Annotated in this window: 9 protein-coding genes; 2 read left to right on the top strand and 7 right to left on the bottom strand. The window is 67.5% G+C overall.

Going from position 1 to position 16,290, the window contains the following annotated elements; genetic code table 11:
- Positions 1-41: 41 nt before the first annotated feature.
- Positions 42-1,700, bottom strand: a complete 1,659-nt coding sequence (locus FJK98_RS06470) for a glycoside hydrolase family 44 protein (protein WP_145918211.1) — start codon at positions 1,698-1,700, stop codon at positions 42-44.
- A 317-nt stretch (positions 1,701-2,017) separates the two neighbouring features.
- Between FJK98_RS06470 and FJK98_RS06465 the strand changes: the two genes are divergently transcribed.
- Positions 2,018-2,908: a hypothetical protein gene (locus tag FJK98_RS06465; RefSeq protein WP_145918210.1), complete on the top strand. Its 891-nt coding sequence runs from the start codon at positions 2,018-2,020 to the stop codon at positions 2,906-2,908.
- Here FJK98_RS06465 and FJK98_RS06460 read toward each other — a convergent pair.
- The 6 genes from FJK98_RS06460 to FJK98_RS06430 form a co-directional block, all read right to left on the bottom strand.
- On the bottom strand, positions 2,898-3,194 hold the full coding sequence (locus FJK98_RS06460; RefSeq protein ID WP_145918209.1) for a DUF4326 domain-containing protein: 297 nt from the start codon (positions 3,192-3,194) through the stop codon (positions 2,898-2,900). The two genes, FJK98_RS06465 and FJK98_RS06460, sit on opposite strands and share 11 nt — an antisense overlap.
- A 15-nt stretch (positions 3,195-3,209) precedes the next feature.
- The gene (locus FJK98_RS06455; protein WP_145918208.1) at positions 3,210-4,427 is read right to left on the bottom strand and encodes a DUF6357 family protein; all 1,218 of its coding nucleotides are present in this window, start codon (positions 4,425-4,427) and stop codon (positions 3,210-3,212) included.
- Between the two features lie 38 nt (positions 4,428-4,465).
- Positions 4,466-5,119 carry a DUF6357 family protein gene (locus tag FJK98_RS06450; RefSeq protein WP_145918207.1) on the bottom strand — a complete coding sequence of 218 codons (654 nt, stop codon included), beginning with the start codon at positions 5,117-5,119 and terminating at the stop codon, positions 4,466-4,468.
- A 225-nt stretch (positions 5,120-5,344) separates the two neighbouring features.
- Positions 5,345-7,195, bottom strand: coding sequence for an exonuclease domain-containing protein (locus FJK98_RS06445; protein WP_145918206.1), 1,851 nt, complete (start codon positions 7,193-7,195; stop codon positions 5,345-5,347).
- A gap of 150 nt (positions 7,196-7,345) precedes the next feature.
- Positions 7,346-8,869: a DUF4041 domain-containing protein gene (locus FJK98_RS06440; protein ID WP_240762650.1), complete on the bottom strand. Its 1,524-nt coding sequence runs from the start codon at positions 8,867-8,869 to the stop codon at positions 7,346-7,348.
- Positions 8,870-9,544: 675 nt separating this feature from the next.
- Positions 9,545-10,537: an EI24 domain-containing protein gene (locus FJK98_RS06430; protein WP_168222391.1), complete on the bottom strand. Its 993-nt coding sequence runs from the start codon at positions 10,535-10,537 to the stop codon at positions 9,545-9,547.
- Between the two features lie 1,473 nt (positions 10,538-12,010).
- Between FJK98_RS06430 and FJK98_RS06420 the strand changes: the two genes are divergently transcribed.
- Complete coding sequence (locus FJK98_RS06420; protein ID WP_145918203.1) at positions 12,011-16,288, top strand: lipopolysaccharide assembly protein LapB; 4,278 nt, start codon at positions 12,011-12,013, stop codon at positions 16,286-16,288.
- The last annotated feature ends 2 nt before the right edge of the window (positions 16,289-16,290 follow it).

Below are 16,290 nucleotides of genomic sequence, written 5' to 3'. Positions count from 1 at the left end.
CACCGACGCCGCAGGGCACGGGCCCGCGTCCGCGCGCGGCGTCAGTGGCGACGTTGCGGCAGGACGAGCAACGTCACCGAGTTCGCCGGGTACGTCGCGCTGACGCCGCCCCGGTTCACCCGGAGGTCCTCGCCCCGGACGATCGAGGTGAGGTCGGCCGGACCGTAGCTGAACCGCTGCACCCGGTCGCCGCCGTGGAATCCGGCGAGCGCGGTCCGGGAGGTCAGATCCTGGCCCGTCTTGTTGACCACCATGACGGTGAGCGCCCGGTCGGACGAGCGTTGCGCGGCGTAGACCGCGAGCTGCCCCTGGTCGCTGCTGGCCGCCGACACACTCACGTCGCCGAACCTGCCGCCGGCGCCGTCGTAGTTCCGGTACATCCGGAACGCGTACGCGCCGGGGTCGGTCGGTTTCGGTTCACCCCAGATGGTGGCCAGGTCCAGGCCCTCGCGCCCGAAGATGCCTAGCACGTCGGCCTGGGCGAGTGCGCCGTTGATGTCGTCCAGCGCGCCCCAGTTGTATTCGGTGATGGCGACCTTCGTGCCGGGGTAGTGCTGGGCGACCCACGCCTTCATCTGGCGGATGAACTGCAACGGCGGGGCGTTCACCCCGCCGGGGCCGATCCACGACTCGTCGACGTACGTCGGGTCCCACAGCGACCGGGTGGAGCGCAGCCGCAACGCGTTGGAGTCCGGGTCCTTACCGCCGCTGATCTGCGGGTAGTAGTGCTGGTCGAAGTAGTCGAGGAAGCGCCGGCCGCCGTGGGCGTCGCTGAAGTCCTTCATGTTCTTCAGGTACCACTGGGAGAGGTTGAGCCCGCCGTGGGCCGCCGCGTCCGCGCCGGGCGCGCAGCCGTCCAGCCCGGAGGCCACCCACTCGCAGTAGCCCCAGCCGGACGGGCCGAGCACCGCCGCACGGGGGTCGGCGGCCTTGATCGCTGCGGCGGTCGCCGTGCCCTTGCCGCCCAGTTCGTCGTAGCTCACCGGCTCGGGGTGCACGTCGCGGTGGGTGGAGTTCCACAGGACCGGCTCGTTGTCGAGTTCGTAGATCGACACGCCGCCCCGGGCCGCCGGGCCGAACTGGTTGACGAGATGGGACACCATCTCGCCCGCGAACGCAGGGCCGGCCGGGACCGAGGTGTCCGTGGGGACCGCGCCGGTCAGGTTCGCATCGGCGTGCCGGCCGTTGCCGCAGTTGGGGTCCCACTGGTCGAACGAGTCCTGCTCCGGGAAGCGGGTGGCGGGGAACCCGCAGGCGAACGGGTGCGACGAGGGCGAGTCCTTCGCCACCCAGCCGATCAACGGCACGGTGACGACCTGCTTGATCCCCTGGTCACGGTTGCGCCGGACGAACGCCTCGACCGTGTTGTCGGGGCCGGCCACGATGTTCTCGAAGTACCAGTCGCTGCCCGTGTTGTAGGTGTGGTTCGTGAAGTTGTAGCGGCTGCTCGCGTTGCCGCCCCAGCGGGCCACCGGGGTGCCGAGTTCGGCGACGAGCGCGGGGTCCCCGCCGTTCATGCCGTAGATGTCGGGGCTGATCCGGTGCCGGGCGGCGGACACGTCGACGGTCAGGGTGAGCCCGTCGGCGGCAGCCGCGGCCGGGCCGACGCCCGCCTGGGTCACCAGCAGCCCCACCACGAGAGATCCGGCGAGCCCGATCACCGTGGCCGGCCGTGGCTTGCGCCGTCGTCGTACACCCATCAGAGTCTCCTGCCGCCGATCGGCCCGGAACGGCCGAACCCCCATACACATTACGTGGCGTCGATATCAAGTCAATCGATTCTTTCCATTGATGCGCGACGATCTTTGTCGATGCCGGCTCCCCTCATCGAGGGCAATTGCGCGCCACGGCGGCAGCGGCCGGCATGCCGCGCGGGCGGCGCCCGGCCGGCCGAGCGCCGCCGGCGATCGGCGCGGCGGCGGACCGGCGGCCAGGCAGGCATCCGGGGTGGCACCCCGTCGACATGAATGCAAAGCTGTCTATGTAGCTGCACGTGCCCACTCGGACACATTGAGCGATGGTGGTGGTTCCGTTGGAACAACTTCCGCTGTGGGGGCCGAGCACCGACGCGCCGCCGCCCCCGAGGCCGGTCCTCACCCGGCCAGCGACACTCCGCCTCCTGATCACCGTGAAGACGGCACCCAGCCCCTCCACCAGCTACGGCGAGACGGTCTGCGTCGGCGCGCTCAGCCTGGCCCCTCCCTGGACGGGTTGGATCCGGCTCTACCCGATCCACTTCCGCGAACTCGCCGCCGACAGCAGGTTCCGCACGTACGACATCGTCCACCTCAACGCGCTGCCGGCGCGTCGCGACCAACGCCGCGAGAGTTGGCGGCCGATCGTGGACACCATCACCACCGAGCGGCACCTCGCCAGCGGGCAGTCCCGACGCAGTCTTCTCGACCCGCTCGTCGAGGACTCCATGTGCCGACTCAACGAACGGGCCCGCGACGACCACCGCGCGCGGTCGATCGCCCTGATCCGCGTCGCCGACGTCACGAACCTCCAGGTCAAGCGACGGGACGGCTGGTCGCCGGAGGAGCGCAGAAAGATCGCCAGCTACCTCGACCAGCTCGACCTGCTGGAGTCGTCCAGGCCCAGCCCGCTGGAGGCACCGCGATTCACCGGCACCTACCGCTACCGGTGCGCGGACCGCCGATGCCGGGGACACCGGCAGACCCTCTGGGACTGGGAATTCGTCGCCCTGCAACGTCGGCTGACGCAGCTCACCGACGCCGAGGCCGCCGACCGGCTCCGGCACAGGTTCTACACCCGGCTCTGCGCCGCCGACCGTGACGTGGCCTTCTACGTCGGCAACCAGGCGGCGAGACCGCAGTCCTTCAGCATCGGCGGCGTCTACGCGCCCCGGCGGTCCACCACCCGGTACCGGCTACACGTCAACCGATGATCTCGGCCAGCACGTCGGCATGGCAAGGGTCCTCCACCCGGCACCAGCACGCCAACTGCCTCCCGGCCAGATCCCGCCGCGCCCGCTCCACCAACTCCGGCTGCCCGATCAGCCACTGCCGGTACCGGCGCAGCGCCTCAGCCCGGTCATACTCACGAAGACTGAACGGATTGGCCCACGGAGAACGCCGCAACCCGAACCCCTGCCGCCCGACGTAGACGGCACCGGCCGGCACCACCGGGTGGTAGAGGTCCCCCTGAACACGAACACGTGACTGCGCCACCATCCGCCCTCCCCCGGGCTACCGGGCGTCGCGCTGACGCCGCGCCCGCTCGAACTCGGCGACATCCGACATCCAGGGACCGTACCGTTCGAGTGCGGCGCACCCGCCACGGATGAAGGCGCTCACCAGCGTCCGGTACCCGCCGATCCCGTCGACCAGGCTGTACTCGACCCGGTACTGCGGATCCGCCCCGCCTTCACCGGGGCTCACCGTGGTGATCCGGGCGATGGAGTCGGCGTAGAAGTGAAGTTGGACCCCCTCACCGCGTTCCTCGTCCTCGATGGTGAACACCTCGTTGTCCGAGGCGGAGCGATCGGCGACGAACTGCCAGAACTCGGCGGAGGCGGAACGCGAACCGTCCCGTACCCAGGTCTTCTGGCCGCCCTTGTCGTCGGTGAACGACAGGGCCGTCCGCCGCGCACCCCCACCGGGGTCGACGTGGTGGTCGACGGTCCCGTCGTCATCGTCGACCGGTGTGCTCCGGGCGCGGTCCGCAGCCTCCGAGCACATCAGGAAGCTCACCGTACGCACCGCGTCGTCGGCGAGCCCGGGGAACGCGCGACGCACGGCCGCGTCCACGGTCGACTCCAGCCGATCCCAGTCACGCTTGTCGGTCGCCCGGTTTCCCCGGCGCGGATCGAGACCGATCCGCATCCCGACACACGCCTGCTCGGCGGTGGCTACCACCCGCATGACCTCCGGCAGTACAGCGGGGTCGACGGCGTCGGGCTTCCGCCCCGGCACGGTCGCACCGTGCAGATACTGGCCCGTGTACCGCAGAACCTGCGCGTCGAGCGGCCCGAGGACGACCCCACGCTCGGCGCGACGACGCTCCGCGCGGTGCTCCTGGACACGTGTCTCGTCCGCCCGCTCCGTCGCCGCGCGCAGCGCCGCACAGACCTCACCCCGCTCAAGCAGGTCGAGGTCCGCGCCATGGGCGACGAGCCGGTCCCGGTCCCACCGGATGCGCCGCAAGAGCGCGTCGACCTCCGCGGGCGGGGAGAACAGGACCGGGTCCAGGAGCGCGACGGCAGCGTTCTCGTCGAGCCGGCCCCGGGTTCCGGCCGCGTCACACAGCGGCAGGACGGCACTCCACAGCAGCAGGTGTCGGGCCAGGTCCTCCCGGATCACCGCAAGATGGGCTGCGGAGATCGGGAACGTGAAGGTCCGGGGCTCGTGGTTGGCGTCGGCCCCGGCGGCGAGCATCAGCTTCAACTCGCCGTCCTCACGGATCACGCCCGGAAGCCAGCCGCTACGTGTGAAAACGACCTCGCTCACGACCACCGGGCACACTCGACCTCAAGGCGCGGGTCGGTGCGCACCCACACCTCACCCCCGGCGGCCCCGGCCGGGGCGTCGACCCGTTCGAGACCCACGAATTCGATAAGTTTGAGCAACGTGGCCCGGTCGGCCCGGTCGTCGTCGACACCATGCGCGTCGAAGAAGACGTGGTACCGGTCGCTCGGGTCGACGCAGCCGGAGTCCGCCCAAATCCGGGCGACCTCCTGGAATGCCGCTGCTTCCGTCGTGATCGTCGCGGCGAAGGCGGCACCCCGGGTCTCCGGCGACGCGTCGAGGGCGGAAAGGTCGGAGAACCACTGACCGAAGCGGTCAAGGCCGGCGTAGCCGTTCTCGAAAAACAGCATGGCGCTCGGCAGGTAGCGGTTGGCCCGACCGGCCTGGAGATATTCCGCCCGGGGTTGGTCCGCTCCCCCGATCCGGGAGATCACCCCCCGACCGGGCATGAGCACCAAACTCTGCCCCGCCGCTTCGTCCCTGATGGTGTAGGTCTCGGCCTCCCGTCCCCGGAAGAACGCGGAGAAGGCCATGTACGCCTGCTGGGGGTCACCCACCGAGACCTGCTGATCGTCACCGTCACCGACGGTGAAGACGAACTGTTTCGGTCCGGGCTCGTAGGGACGGGCCATGTTCGTCCTCCGGTTCGGTTGCAGGTTCCGCCAGGGTAGTTGATCAGGGCGGACCTGCCTGCGGCCCTGGTTGCAGGCGTACCGCACCGGCGGCGAGCCGTGTCCGCACCGGCCCGAGAGCGGGCCACCACAGGTCGAACGGTCCATCGGCCCCCGGGCGGCCGACCGAGACTCGGGCTCGTCGATACTCATGTGTACGGGGGCAAAGGCCTTGCCGGTCCGGGTTCAAGCGCCGCCACTGGGATCGTTGCTGGGTGTAGTGGTGGTGGCCTGACGCCGTCTGCGAAGGCGGTCGATGAGTCGGGCAGGCGTGACCCCGGGAGCATGTGTCTGTCGGGCGAAACGTTCGAGCACGGCAACTTCGGCGGCGGGATCGCCCAGCCGGGCGAAAATGATGGCGGCCCTTTCGTAGTACCAGGGAGCCACCCCGTATCCGTTGATACGTGAGTCGTTCTCCACCGCGTCGATGCATCGGACGGTCAGGAGCAGTGCCGCATGGATGTCGGTCTTCTGCGTCGTCATGATCTGGTCCGTCAGGGTGTGGGGCTGATAGCCGTCGACCAGGCCGTCCGTCGTGGGCGTACACCACAGCGGCAGACCCGTACTGTCCGACCACGTACGGCCGTCCCCGGCACTGACCTTCTCGGTCCAGTGTTGGCCGTCCCAAAAGCGGTAGGTCCACCGCCCTGACGGGTCCAGGTACCAGCCAGCGATCACCTGCGGCACTCGTTGAGTGGGCACGGACGCCACAGCGACCGGTGTCGGCTCGATACGGGACCCGGTCGGTTCCACGTCGTCAACGGCTGTGCTGTCGGGTTGCTGCGATGGCGAGGAAGACGTGGCGGCGGTCCCCAGCATGTCGTCGAGGGCCAGATCGGAGCGGATCGGTATGGAGAGTTCGCGTGCTCGCGCGACCTTCGTGGTGTCCCGGTCAGCGGTGGCGACAACGGCGGTGACGACGTTGCGGGTCAGGTTCAGCGCTACGACGAAGCCGGCCTGGGTGAGGCGGTCACGGACATCGGCGTTCACTGATGGGCTGCACCAGACGCGTTGTCCTCTCTGCTTGGCGGCCGGGGTGCGGTCCATGGACTCTCCACCTGGTGCGGCGAGATCCGCGAAGTAGTCCGGTTCCCCGAGCAGTCGTGCGGCGGTAACGAGTTGTCGGTACTCGGTGCCGGTCAGGATGTCATCGGCGAGTGCGGCGTCCCGCAGTCCGTCGAGGTAGCGGTGGTGCAGGGCCCGTACCTGCTGGGCGCCCATGCCGGCCTGTCCGGCCAGTCGCGCCAGCACCTTGGCTTCGACGCCGGTCAGTTTGCCGTCGCTGAGCGCGCTTCCGACGGCAGCGAGGTACGCCTCGGTAGCGGCGGGTTCGGCGTCGCCGGTGGAGTAGGGCAGTTTCCCCAGCAGCGAATGGATCCAGCCGTCCGTACCCTTGCGTAGGCCGGTGACCCGGGTGCGGGGTTGGGCGAGGCGCGGATACCGCGGCAGCGGGGCAGGGGCGGACGGGAACCGCAGGGCGGGCGCGTTCGCCAGGAGCCTGGTGAGGAGCTGAGCGGTTGCCCGGGTGTCACCGAGAGCGGTGTGGGCGTCGTGCAGCTCGATACCGCACACTGTGCAGCAGGACACGAGCTGGAAGTTCGGCGCGGCCAGGACCTGTCGGGCCAGCCGCTGGGTGCACACCGCCGGCAGGGGGGCGGTGCTGATGCCGACCCGGGTGAACTCCTGCGCGATGAATCCCTCCTCGAAGCGGGCATTGTGGGCCACCGCCACGGCACCGTCAAGCCTCGACAGGATCTCGCCGGCCGCGTCGGCGAACGTGGGTGCCCCGGACAGCATGTCCGCAGTGATGTGATGGATGAAGGTTGGCCCGGGGTCGCGGCCGGGGTCGACGAGGGTGGCCCACTCGTCGACCACCCGGCCTTCTTCGACGCGAACCAGGGCGATCTCCACGATCCGGTCGGATGTCGGCGACAGCCCGGTCGTCTCCACGTCCACTACCACGAACGGCACCTCACCCAGGTCGACACCTGCGCGTCCGCCCGCTGACCCGTAGGCGAACAGCCCGACCGACGACATACGAATCTCTCCCTCTCGACTACCCAGTTGATCAGGTCAAAGCGGCTGGCCGGCGACCGTTGCTGGTGGCAGTTGTCAGAACGGCTGCAGGCGCGACTGATCCGTTGGACCCACCGGCTCAGCGGGTGCCCGCCACCCAACCTCTGCATGTCATGTGGTCGTGACCGGTTTCTCCTGGACCTGGGTGAGGCTCTGCCGGTACTCGAGGGCTTCCGGGACCTCCTCGTACTGCAACAGGCTGCCGGTCAACGCCAGCAGGTGTTCCTTGGCCTCCTCCGGCGTGGCGTAGAAGAACTCGCGGCGGTGGTTGACCAGGTTGACCCGCCGGTCAGCCAGCCGTGCATGCATCTGCGCCTCGATACCGACAGCGTCGTCGGAGAAGAACAGGGCGTGCACATCGAAGTTGAAGGGCACCGAGGCGTCACTGAGTTCGCGCACCCGGTCCAGCGGGTCCAGGCGACGGGTCATGCCGACCTTGACCATCTTCTCGCCGAACGCGCCGAGGTTGGAAATCACGTACACGTAGCCGGCCCGGACGTTGGCGGCACGATGGTCCACGTCCTGGATCGCCGTGTCGATCTGGGCCAACCGGTCCTGCATCTGGGCGGCACCGTCGGCATCACCCTTGGCCTGCAAGGCGACCAGGGCGTTGGCGTAGTGCTGGCGTTCCTTGTCGAGCCGGGCGCGTTCGCGTTCGATCTCCTGCTGCGCGCGTCGCTCCTCGCGCAGCCGGGCCTTCTCCTCCCGGTCCCGCTCCTTCTCCTCGGCCAACTTCTCCTGGTAATCGGCGGTCAGTTCCAACTCCTTGATCCGCAGGCGGTGGTACTCCCCGGCAATCCGGATCTGCATCGTCTTACCGAGCTTGGCAATGGTGGCCGTCACCTTCCCCAGCCGATCCACCGCCGAGTCGAGCTTGTACGGCTTCAACCCCCGCACCAGATTGTCGGCCTCCGCGTTGTAGGCACGGAGCATCAGCTTGGAGAAATCCCGGACCATGACCCGCCCCTCGGCGGCCGAGCCGTTGACCGTCCATCCGGTGGCGGCCTTGACCGCACCCCCGTCCCTCTTGGTCATCGCCTTGATCTGGTCCTGAAGCCGGCTGAGCTGGCTCTTATAGGCCACCGAGTCCGACAGGGGATGCCGATACTGATAGACACCGGCCTCCTGCAGCAGTGCCGTCTCCTCAGTAACCACAATCTGCTGCCGGAGCTCGCGCAGATGCCGATCGAGCTCGTCCTTCCGCGCCTCGCCCTTGGCGGTCAGGTCGGCAACCTCACGGGTCAGCCGGTCCCGGTGCCGCTCCAACTCCATCGCTGACAGCACACCGAGCCGTGACATCTCCGCCCGCAAGCCCGTCAGCTCTACGCGCAACTGGTCCAGCTCACTGCGGAGCTGCGCGTTCTCCACGGCCAGTTCACGCGCCTTGCCCCGAGCACCGAACAGAGGAATGTCCGGACTCCCATTGCGCTGCGGCGGGACGACGGCAGGAGCACCAGCAGCCTGCGCGACGGCCGTAACGGGTGCCGCCGGTGCCGGAGCTGGCACGTCCGGAATCCACAACTGCCACCCGGGCGGAGGAAGGCCCCAGGCAGGATCCGGCGTCCAACCCGTGGGCGGCACCCAACCAGCAGGCGGCGTCGGCCAGTTCGGCGGCGCGTTGAAGCGATATCCCATTGTTCTCCCCCGGCATCATGACTGCCCGATGAAAATAGCGCCGTAGTCGTCGACCGGACATCGACGACTCAGATCAGCACGGCGGCCATCCAGCCGACCACGGATACCCGAGCGAGGACTTCAGTCCGGTTACCGACAGAATTGGGCACCGCACTACCGGCCGCCGTGTCTGAGAGAGCCGAAGGCAAATGCCACAACGCCATCCTCATCTACCCCGACCGACACCGCTGCGACGTCCTGTTCGCCGTGCTCCGCGACCAGACCCCCTACCAATCCCGCCCGACAACGCCGATCGCTGCTTGACGAACCCATAGGGATACGCCCAAGCCGCACCCCGAAAGCAGCCGCAACAGCAGCGTGCCCCTGACCCTGAACTGGATACCCGGATCAAGTACCTCCCAGCTATGCGGGGGTGAGGTCGGCCAACAGGTCCGGTAGCCTCGATTCCTCGTAGACGCACTCAGTCTCGGCCAGCCATTCGACCGAGCTGGGCCGGCGCAGGAGTTCCGTGAAGAACTGCTGCCCGGCCGCGCACGGCCACAGGTCATCAGCAGACGGACCCGGGCGGCGGCCAGACCCTCCACTTGCAGCCATGCCCCCTGTACACGCAGATCAGCGACAGAGCATGGGTGGCCCGGGGAGACACCGGAACATCAGGTGATCTCCCGAAGGGTGTCAAGCCTGGGCCGCAGGATGCGCGGCCGGCAGTGCGCCGGGCTCGGTCGACCACGCATTCCCGGATGCCCGAACGCTCTCGGCGGAGTCGACGTCGCCGGCCACTCCGGCTTTGCCGGCCAACTCGATCCGCCGGTGTAGCAGGACCGCCCCGACCAGGGTGGAAGGTGCGGTCAGCAGATACAGGGCGACGCCCGGTGCCGCGAACACCGGGCTGATCGGCAGCAGCGTGAGCATCCGCAGCGACAACACCGGCAGAATCAGGACGCAGATGCTGGTCATACCGAAGCCGAGCGTGAAGCCGAGGTTCCGCCAAGCGAAGCGCATCTGCTCGCCGACACCCCGCACGCCATGATGGTGCAGTGGCACGGCGAGCACCAACGAGCCGATCAGAAAGCCGTTGAACAGCAGACCTCCCCCGAAGGCCGCGACGAGGTTCACACCGGGGATCCACAGCAGCGGCAGAATGATCAGCCAGCCCACGTGCAGAACCAGGGTGACGATGACCGTCTGACGCAGGCAGACCGCCGCCGAGCGGTACCACGACGGCGCGCCCTGGTTCGTCCCGCCGGTGCGCCGGATCACGTCGCGGGTCAGGGCCGGGAAGAACGCCGCACCGAACAGCATGGTCAGCGGCACAGTGAGCGCGGTCATCGCGCCATGCAGGAAGAGGCTGACCGCGACCCATAGCACCTTGTCGATGATCCACCGCACGACCTCGGGCCAGCCGGACAGAAACCCGAGCAACCAACCGGTGAGCCGCTCGACCAGCACCCCGGCGGCTTCCTGCAACCCCAGAAGCGCCAGGCCGGTCAGCGCGAGGGGAAGCAGCACGAACGTCCAGAGGCCAGGCGTGGTGATGAACAGTTTGCCACCGCGAAAGAAGTATCCGACACCGATGAAGAAACGTCTAATACCGGTACCGGCCGCCTTGGCGCCACGCAGCGTCTGGTACCCCGCGACCCCCACGGCGTGCCCGGCAGCCCCTGCCATCCGGGCTGCTGCCGAACTGGCCCCGTCCCGTGCCATCGGCCCGCCCGCAGTCGGCACCGCATGTTCCCCCGAGCCCACTGGCACCAACTGCGCACTCGACGGAACCTCGTAGGCCGAAGGGAAGCCATAGGCCGGAGGGAGGACCTGGGCGGTTGACGGATCACTCGGCGGAAACGGACGCGGCTGCGGATCCATGCGCCAGGCCCTCCAGAGGTTCGATCGACACTGCGAGCGGCGAGCCTCGGGGGACCGAAAGGCTTCTCAACGGTCCGTTGGCGGTAGCCGATCCTGCGAATCTTCCGAATTGTCGGGTGGACGATGGCATTCTCGAAGCCCGATCATGCTCGGACCACCGGAGCACCGTCCACTCAGGACACTAGTGATGCAGCCCAGTCGCCCGCCACCCCGTCCACGGCACACCGCCGCAGAACCTGTCAGCTCGCTCCGGCCTCAGCGCGCAGCCCCACCGGATCGACCCGGGCCGGTTCCGGAACACTGGTGACCGGCACGGGACGCTCGAACCACCGAGGGCCTGCCGGAAGCCGGACGGGGGTCGCGGGCCGCGCCGGCCACCGTGTCGTCCGGATCAGCGCCGGGAGCATGCCTGGTGTGCGGATGAGCGACACTTGCCGACGCCAGAGCCCTATCCAGTCCCAGCCGGAGTCTCGCCAGACTGCCGACCTCCACACCGGCCCCTGCACCGGCCAGTGGAAGGTCCGTCCCACTACCTGCGGCCACGAGAACCTGACCGAGGCCGTCCACCACGACCGCGCCCCATCCCGACAAACGGCGACCGGTCCAACGGCTCCCGAGCACCCACCGAGACACCGAACCACCAACAGAAACGCCAAAAGGCTCCGACCCAGGGTGAAACCCCAGGTCAGAGCCTTTTTGGTGGTGCGCCGCCAGGGACTCGAACCCCGAACCCGCGGTTACCGAAAGTAGCGACCCCAACACCGTCGTCGTCTGTCGAGAATTGGCACTGAGCTGACCAGACATGCCAGTGCAGTGATCGCTTCCTGTCACTGCATGTCACCCGCCGATGTGGGTTTTCGGGGGGTAAACGAGGGGTGCCGACAGCGCGTTGCCATGATCCACCGACCCCCCCCGCTCAGGGGCGGGCACCATCGGCACGTTTACGACCAGCGTCCACCCTCATCGCGACCGCCACGATCGGCAGGGGTTGGTATCGGCGAGGTGACCGGGTGCGCCCGGCCGGGCGCAGGCGATGACCATGCCAATCCCCGTCCTTCCCATGCACGGCCATGGGGGTGCGTCGCTTTCGTACCGGCCGCCCGTCTACGATCATCTACCCGCCACGCGGTTGGCGACCGTGCGAACCAGCTTGCGGAACTGGAGCGGGCTGCAGCGATGATCAATCTACCTCGGAGTGTCTTGCCAGGACCAGCTCCAGCACGCTAGCGGTCCACCATGGGGCTCACTGAGAGCAACGACGTCCTCTAAGGTGCTCACATGAGCGGGTCTCACCTCGACGCCAACCTCGCCGTCGGGCTCGACAAGTCCGTAGTGGATGCCCTCGAGCAGTGGCAAGTAGATACCGGCAACGCCATCCACTACGAGCGGTGGTTGACCGGGGGTAACACAGCCGCTCCCGTGGCGGTGGTCGTGATCACCGGCGCAGGCGGGCCAGCCAAGGTAATTCTCAAGGCGTGTCCGCCGGAACGATCGACGTCACGGGAACCGCGGCTGCACTCTCAGGCACTCGCCGAATCCCCGCCGGACTTCGCCGAGCGGCACTTGGTGCAACGACCCTTCGAGACCGTCGAGAGCAACACCAAGTGGCGGGTCCTATTCCAGGCCGTCGCTGGTGACTCGCTGCGGCAGGTCGCGCCTCTGTCGAGCATCATCCGCGACAGCCGCTTGGCCGACATGGCCAGGCAGATCACGTCGCGGCTACTCACTGGGTGGAATCCCGCACCCGGCGTTCGCAAGATGACGCCGTACGAGGTTCTTCGCTCGGACCTCGGGACGAGGGCTGACAAGAAGGGCCCGCTGACCCGGTTCAACCATGCCCACAAGCTAGAGGCTGCGCCGTGGATCCGCTTTCCCACCCGTCTCGCAACCGTGGTGCCGAACGCCCTGTTCTGGATCGAGGACTCGACCCTCTGGCCGGATGACGCCGCGTTCTTCGGGCTCCTCGGCCGAGCCCACGGCGATCTTCATCCGGGCAACGTACTGCTGACTGTGAGCCCGAGCCCGTCGCCCGACGGTTTCCGCCTGATTGACCTGTCGAGTTACGAGCCCTCGGCCTCGCTGGCGAAAGACCTCATGTATCTAGCACTGGCGGTCGTCGCCGAGTACCTCGACGACACACCAGCCCGGCGTGAGGAACTCTTGGACGTCCTTCTGACCGACGCCGACGGGGTATCGTCTGGCCTCCAGTCACCGCGGGACGTTGTGCGTAGCATCCGCCACGCTGCGAAGAAGTGGCAGGTCGGTGCCGCTCCCGGCATGGACGACGACTGGGACGACCAGGTCCAGCTAGCTCTGGTGGGCGCGGCCCTGCAGGGTGTCGGCCGGGTCAAGGCAACCGAGGCGCTGCGTCTCTGGTACTTCGAGCTCGCCTGCCGGGCACTCGGCCAATACCTCAGGCGACAGGAAGCCGTTGAGTTCCCGCCCGACCCGGGAACGGTTCCCGTGTGCGGCCCTCAACTCGACGAGGAGGTACGCAAAGGAATTGACCGGCTGTTCGGGACTTCAGGTGTCTTCAACGACATGCGTTCGGTGGTCGCTCTTCTCTCCCCCGGAGTCAGCAGCACGCGGCTAGGGGAACTGCCCTGGACCGCTGTCATGTCCTTCGACCCGGACATCGACACCACTGGGCCATTGGCGTCGGCGCGGCAGCAAGGCAACAGACTTCACCGCCTCGTGACCAACGGGCAGAATCCCGAGTTTCGGCATGGATCGACCACATGGATAGTCTTCGGCGACGATGCCGAGGCGGTGGGTGCCAGGGGCGGGATGAACCATCGCTCGTGGCGCCGACACAACCTGCCCTTGATCGAAGAGTCGGTCAGCGTTCTCGCTCGGTTCAGCTCCCGGCCGATCGCCCTGGTGGTTTTAGGCGACCCGGACAAGCGCGTGGGCGCCATCGTGCAGGCCTTCGACGATCGGTTCGGCGGTCGGTCGACCATGGTGCTGGTGAGCGCGACACCCAGTGGCATCGATGACTACGTCGACGAGCACATCGCGATCGAGCCTGGGAAACTACTCGACAACCTTCCCGCCCTTGAGGATCGTGACACCGTCCCGTCGACGATTCCCGGCCTGGACGGGCCAGTACTTCTCGCCGCCGAGGACGCGCAGTGGTTCCGCGAGTTCGCCGACCTGCTCGACTCGCCGTCGGGCACAATGGCCGGCAGCACCGAGAACACCGGTCGGGGCTTCCTGCAGGGCCGCCCGGTGACATGGTTCGAACTCAGCCTGGGGCTGGATGTAAGGCCCGGAATCGCCGACGACCTCGAGCAGGCGGTTCGCGTAGACCTCGCCGGCCGGGACACGCGCCGAATCGCGCTCATGCATTTCCCCGGCGCAGGCGGAACGACCCTGGGCCGTCGACTCGCCTGGGATTTGCACAGCGAGTTCCCGACCATCTATTGCACTGGAACCCACGACGACTATGGACTGGCCGAGAGAGTCAGCCGTCTCAGTCAGCTGAGCGGGCTATCAGTGCTCGTCGTCCTCGAGAACACGACCGATGCCGTTACAGAAGGCGTCTACAACCGGCTGCGCGGTGACTCGGTCCCGGCGGTCGTCGTCGTGGTTGGCCGGCGGTTCGAGAAGCCACGGGAAGCCGGACCCAGGAGCTTTTACCTGGGCCCAGCCGCTACCCGCGCCGAACTCTCGAGCCTGGTGAGCCGGTATGTCGAATATGCACCCCAGCGCGCTGACAGCCTTCGGGCGATCCAGCCCGGCCTCAATACGGCCGTTCCCTTCTACCTCGGTCTGGTGGCCTTCGAGAAGGAATTCCACGGACTCGCCGAACACGTCCGCCGATCACTGGCCAGAATTTCGGACACTGACCGGACGGTGTTCGTCCTCATCGCCGTAGCCCATCGCTATGCTGGTGTCAGCGTGGCGTCGGACCTATTCGCGGAAATCCTGCAGGCCAAGGACGATCAGGCCGTCATCCTGGAGAAGCACCTCAGCGATGCTGTGCAGAACTTGCTCGCAGAGGAGGCACCGGGATACTGGCGCACCGTCCACTGGTTGATCGCCGAGGAATCGCTCCGGCAGCTACTCACACCTTCGGGAGCCGCGGCGGAGGCATGGCGTCTGTCCTTGTCAAGTATAGCGTCGAACATCATCGCACAGGCGAGCACGGTCTTCGGGGAGGAGCCGCCCGACGACATCCGCGATCTTCTAGACCGACTGTTCATCAACCGCGAAAACAGAGAACTCCTCAGTGGTGAGCGACAGCGTTCGTTCTCCGAGTTCCTTGAGGGCATCCCCTCGAACGAGGGCCGTCTCGAGGTGATGCGCCAACTGGCCGAACATTTTCCAGGAGAGGCCCACTACTGGGCACACTATGGTCGTCTGCTGAGCTACGCTGGTGACTCCGACGGGGCCTTGCAGGCGGCGAAGCGGGCGCTAGACATCAACGACGCGGACACGGTCCTCTTCCACATTCGAGGAATGATCTATACCCGGCGACTGCGGGGACTAGCCCAAGCCAAAGAGAGCGACGAGGGTGAGATCCTTCGACTGACCGAGCTCGCCCTTAGCGACTTCGACGCTGCCGCGAAACTCGATGACAAGTCCGAATACCCACACGTCGCGACCGTATCCGTAGCCGTCACGACGATAGATGTGGCCCGCCACAGCGCAGGCCGCGCCTCGTTCAGCGAGTTCCTCGCCCTGCCCGGTTCGTCGGTATACCGCGAGCTGGTGGAGCGGGCCGAACGAGCGATGGACTCTGTACAGGAGATCCGGGGTGCCGATCCCATGTCCGCCCGGGCTCAAGCCGCCAGCGTCCAACTCCTGCAGTTGTACGATGACTACACCGCTCTCCTCCAAGGCTGGCGCAACCTGCTCGACCGCCCGGACGTGCTCAAGTCGCCGATTCGGCGCCGACTAGCCCGCGTATACGTCCGCCGGGCCGGTGACTGGAAGAAACTGAGCCGCGACGACTGGCGACGTGTGCTGGCCCTGCTCGAAGACAACCTCCGCGACGATCCGTCCGACGAGGCAAGCCTGCGGGACTGGTTACGGGCTGCCCGCAGCGGTGCCGCCACCCTCGATCGGGCTAGCGAACTGGTATCGAACTGGGCTATGCAGCGGGGTTCCCGCGAGGCATATCTGTATGACTACATCATCGAGGTCCTTCAGGTGATCAACGGGCGGAGGAGCCAGTCGCGAGAGGCCCAGCGGAAGATTGACCGGTGCCGAGACTTTTCCCTATCGTTTGGCAACCGTAAGTTCAGCTATGAATGGCTGGGCAAGGGCGACGGACTCAGCCAGTTAGTCCACTACTCAGAGGTGCCGTCGACGTGGAACCGGGACCGCGGCGACGAGATCCCCGCCACCCTGCGTGTCATGCCGGCCAAAGTGTCGGCGATTAGATCCCCCCAGGCCGGCACCCTAGTCCTCGAACACACGGACTTGAAGGCCTTCTTCGTCCCTGCACGGGCCGGGGTACTCCGGGGCCGACATGAGAATGCGCGGGTGGACGCGGCGCTCGGTTTCTCGTACGACGGTATCCGGGCATGGTCGGTGACCCTGCGCAGTTGATG

Origin of the sequence: Micromonospora sp. HM134, from assembly GCF_007833915.1 — a bacterium.
GTDB lineage: Bacteria > Actinomycetota > Actinomycetes > Mycobacteriales > Micromonosporaceae > Micromonospora > Micromonospora wenchangensis.
The sequence above is the reverse complement of the archived record's forward strand: the minus strand, read 5'-3'. Positions and strand labels throughout refer to the sequence as shown.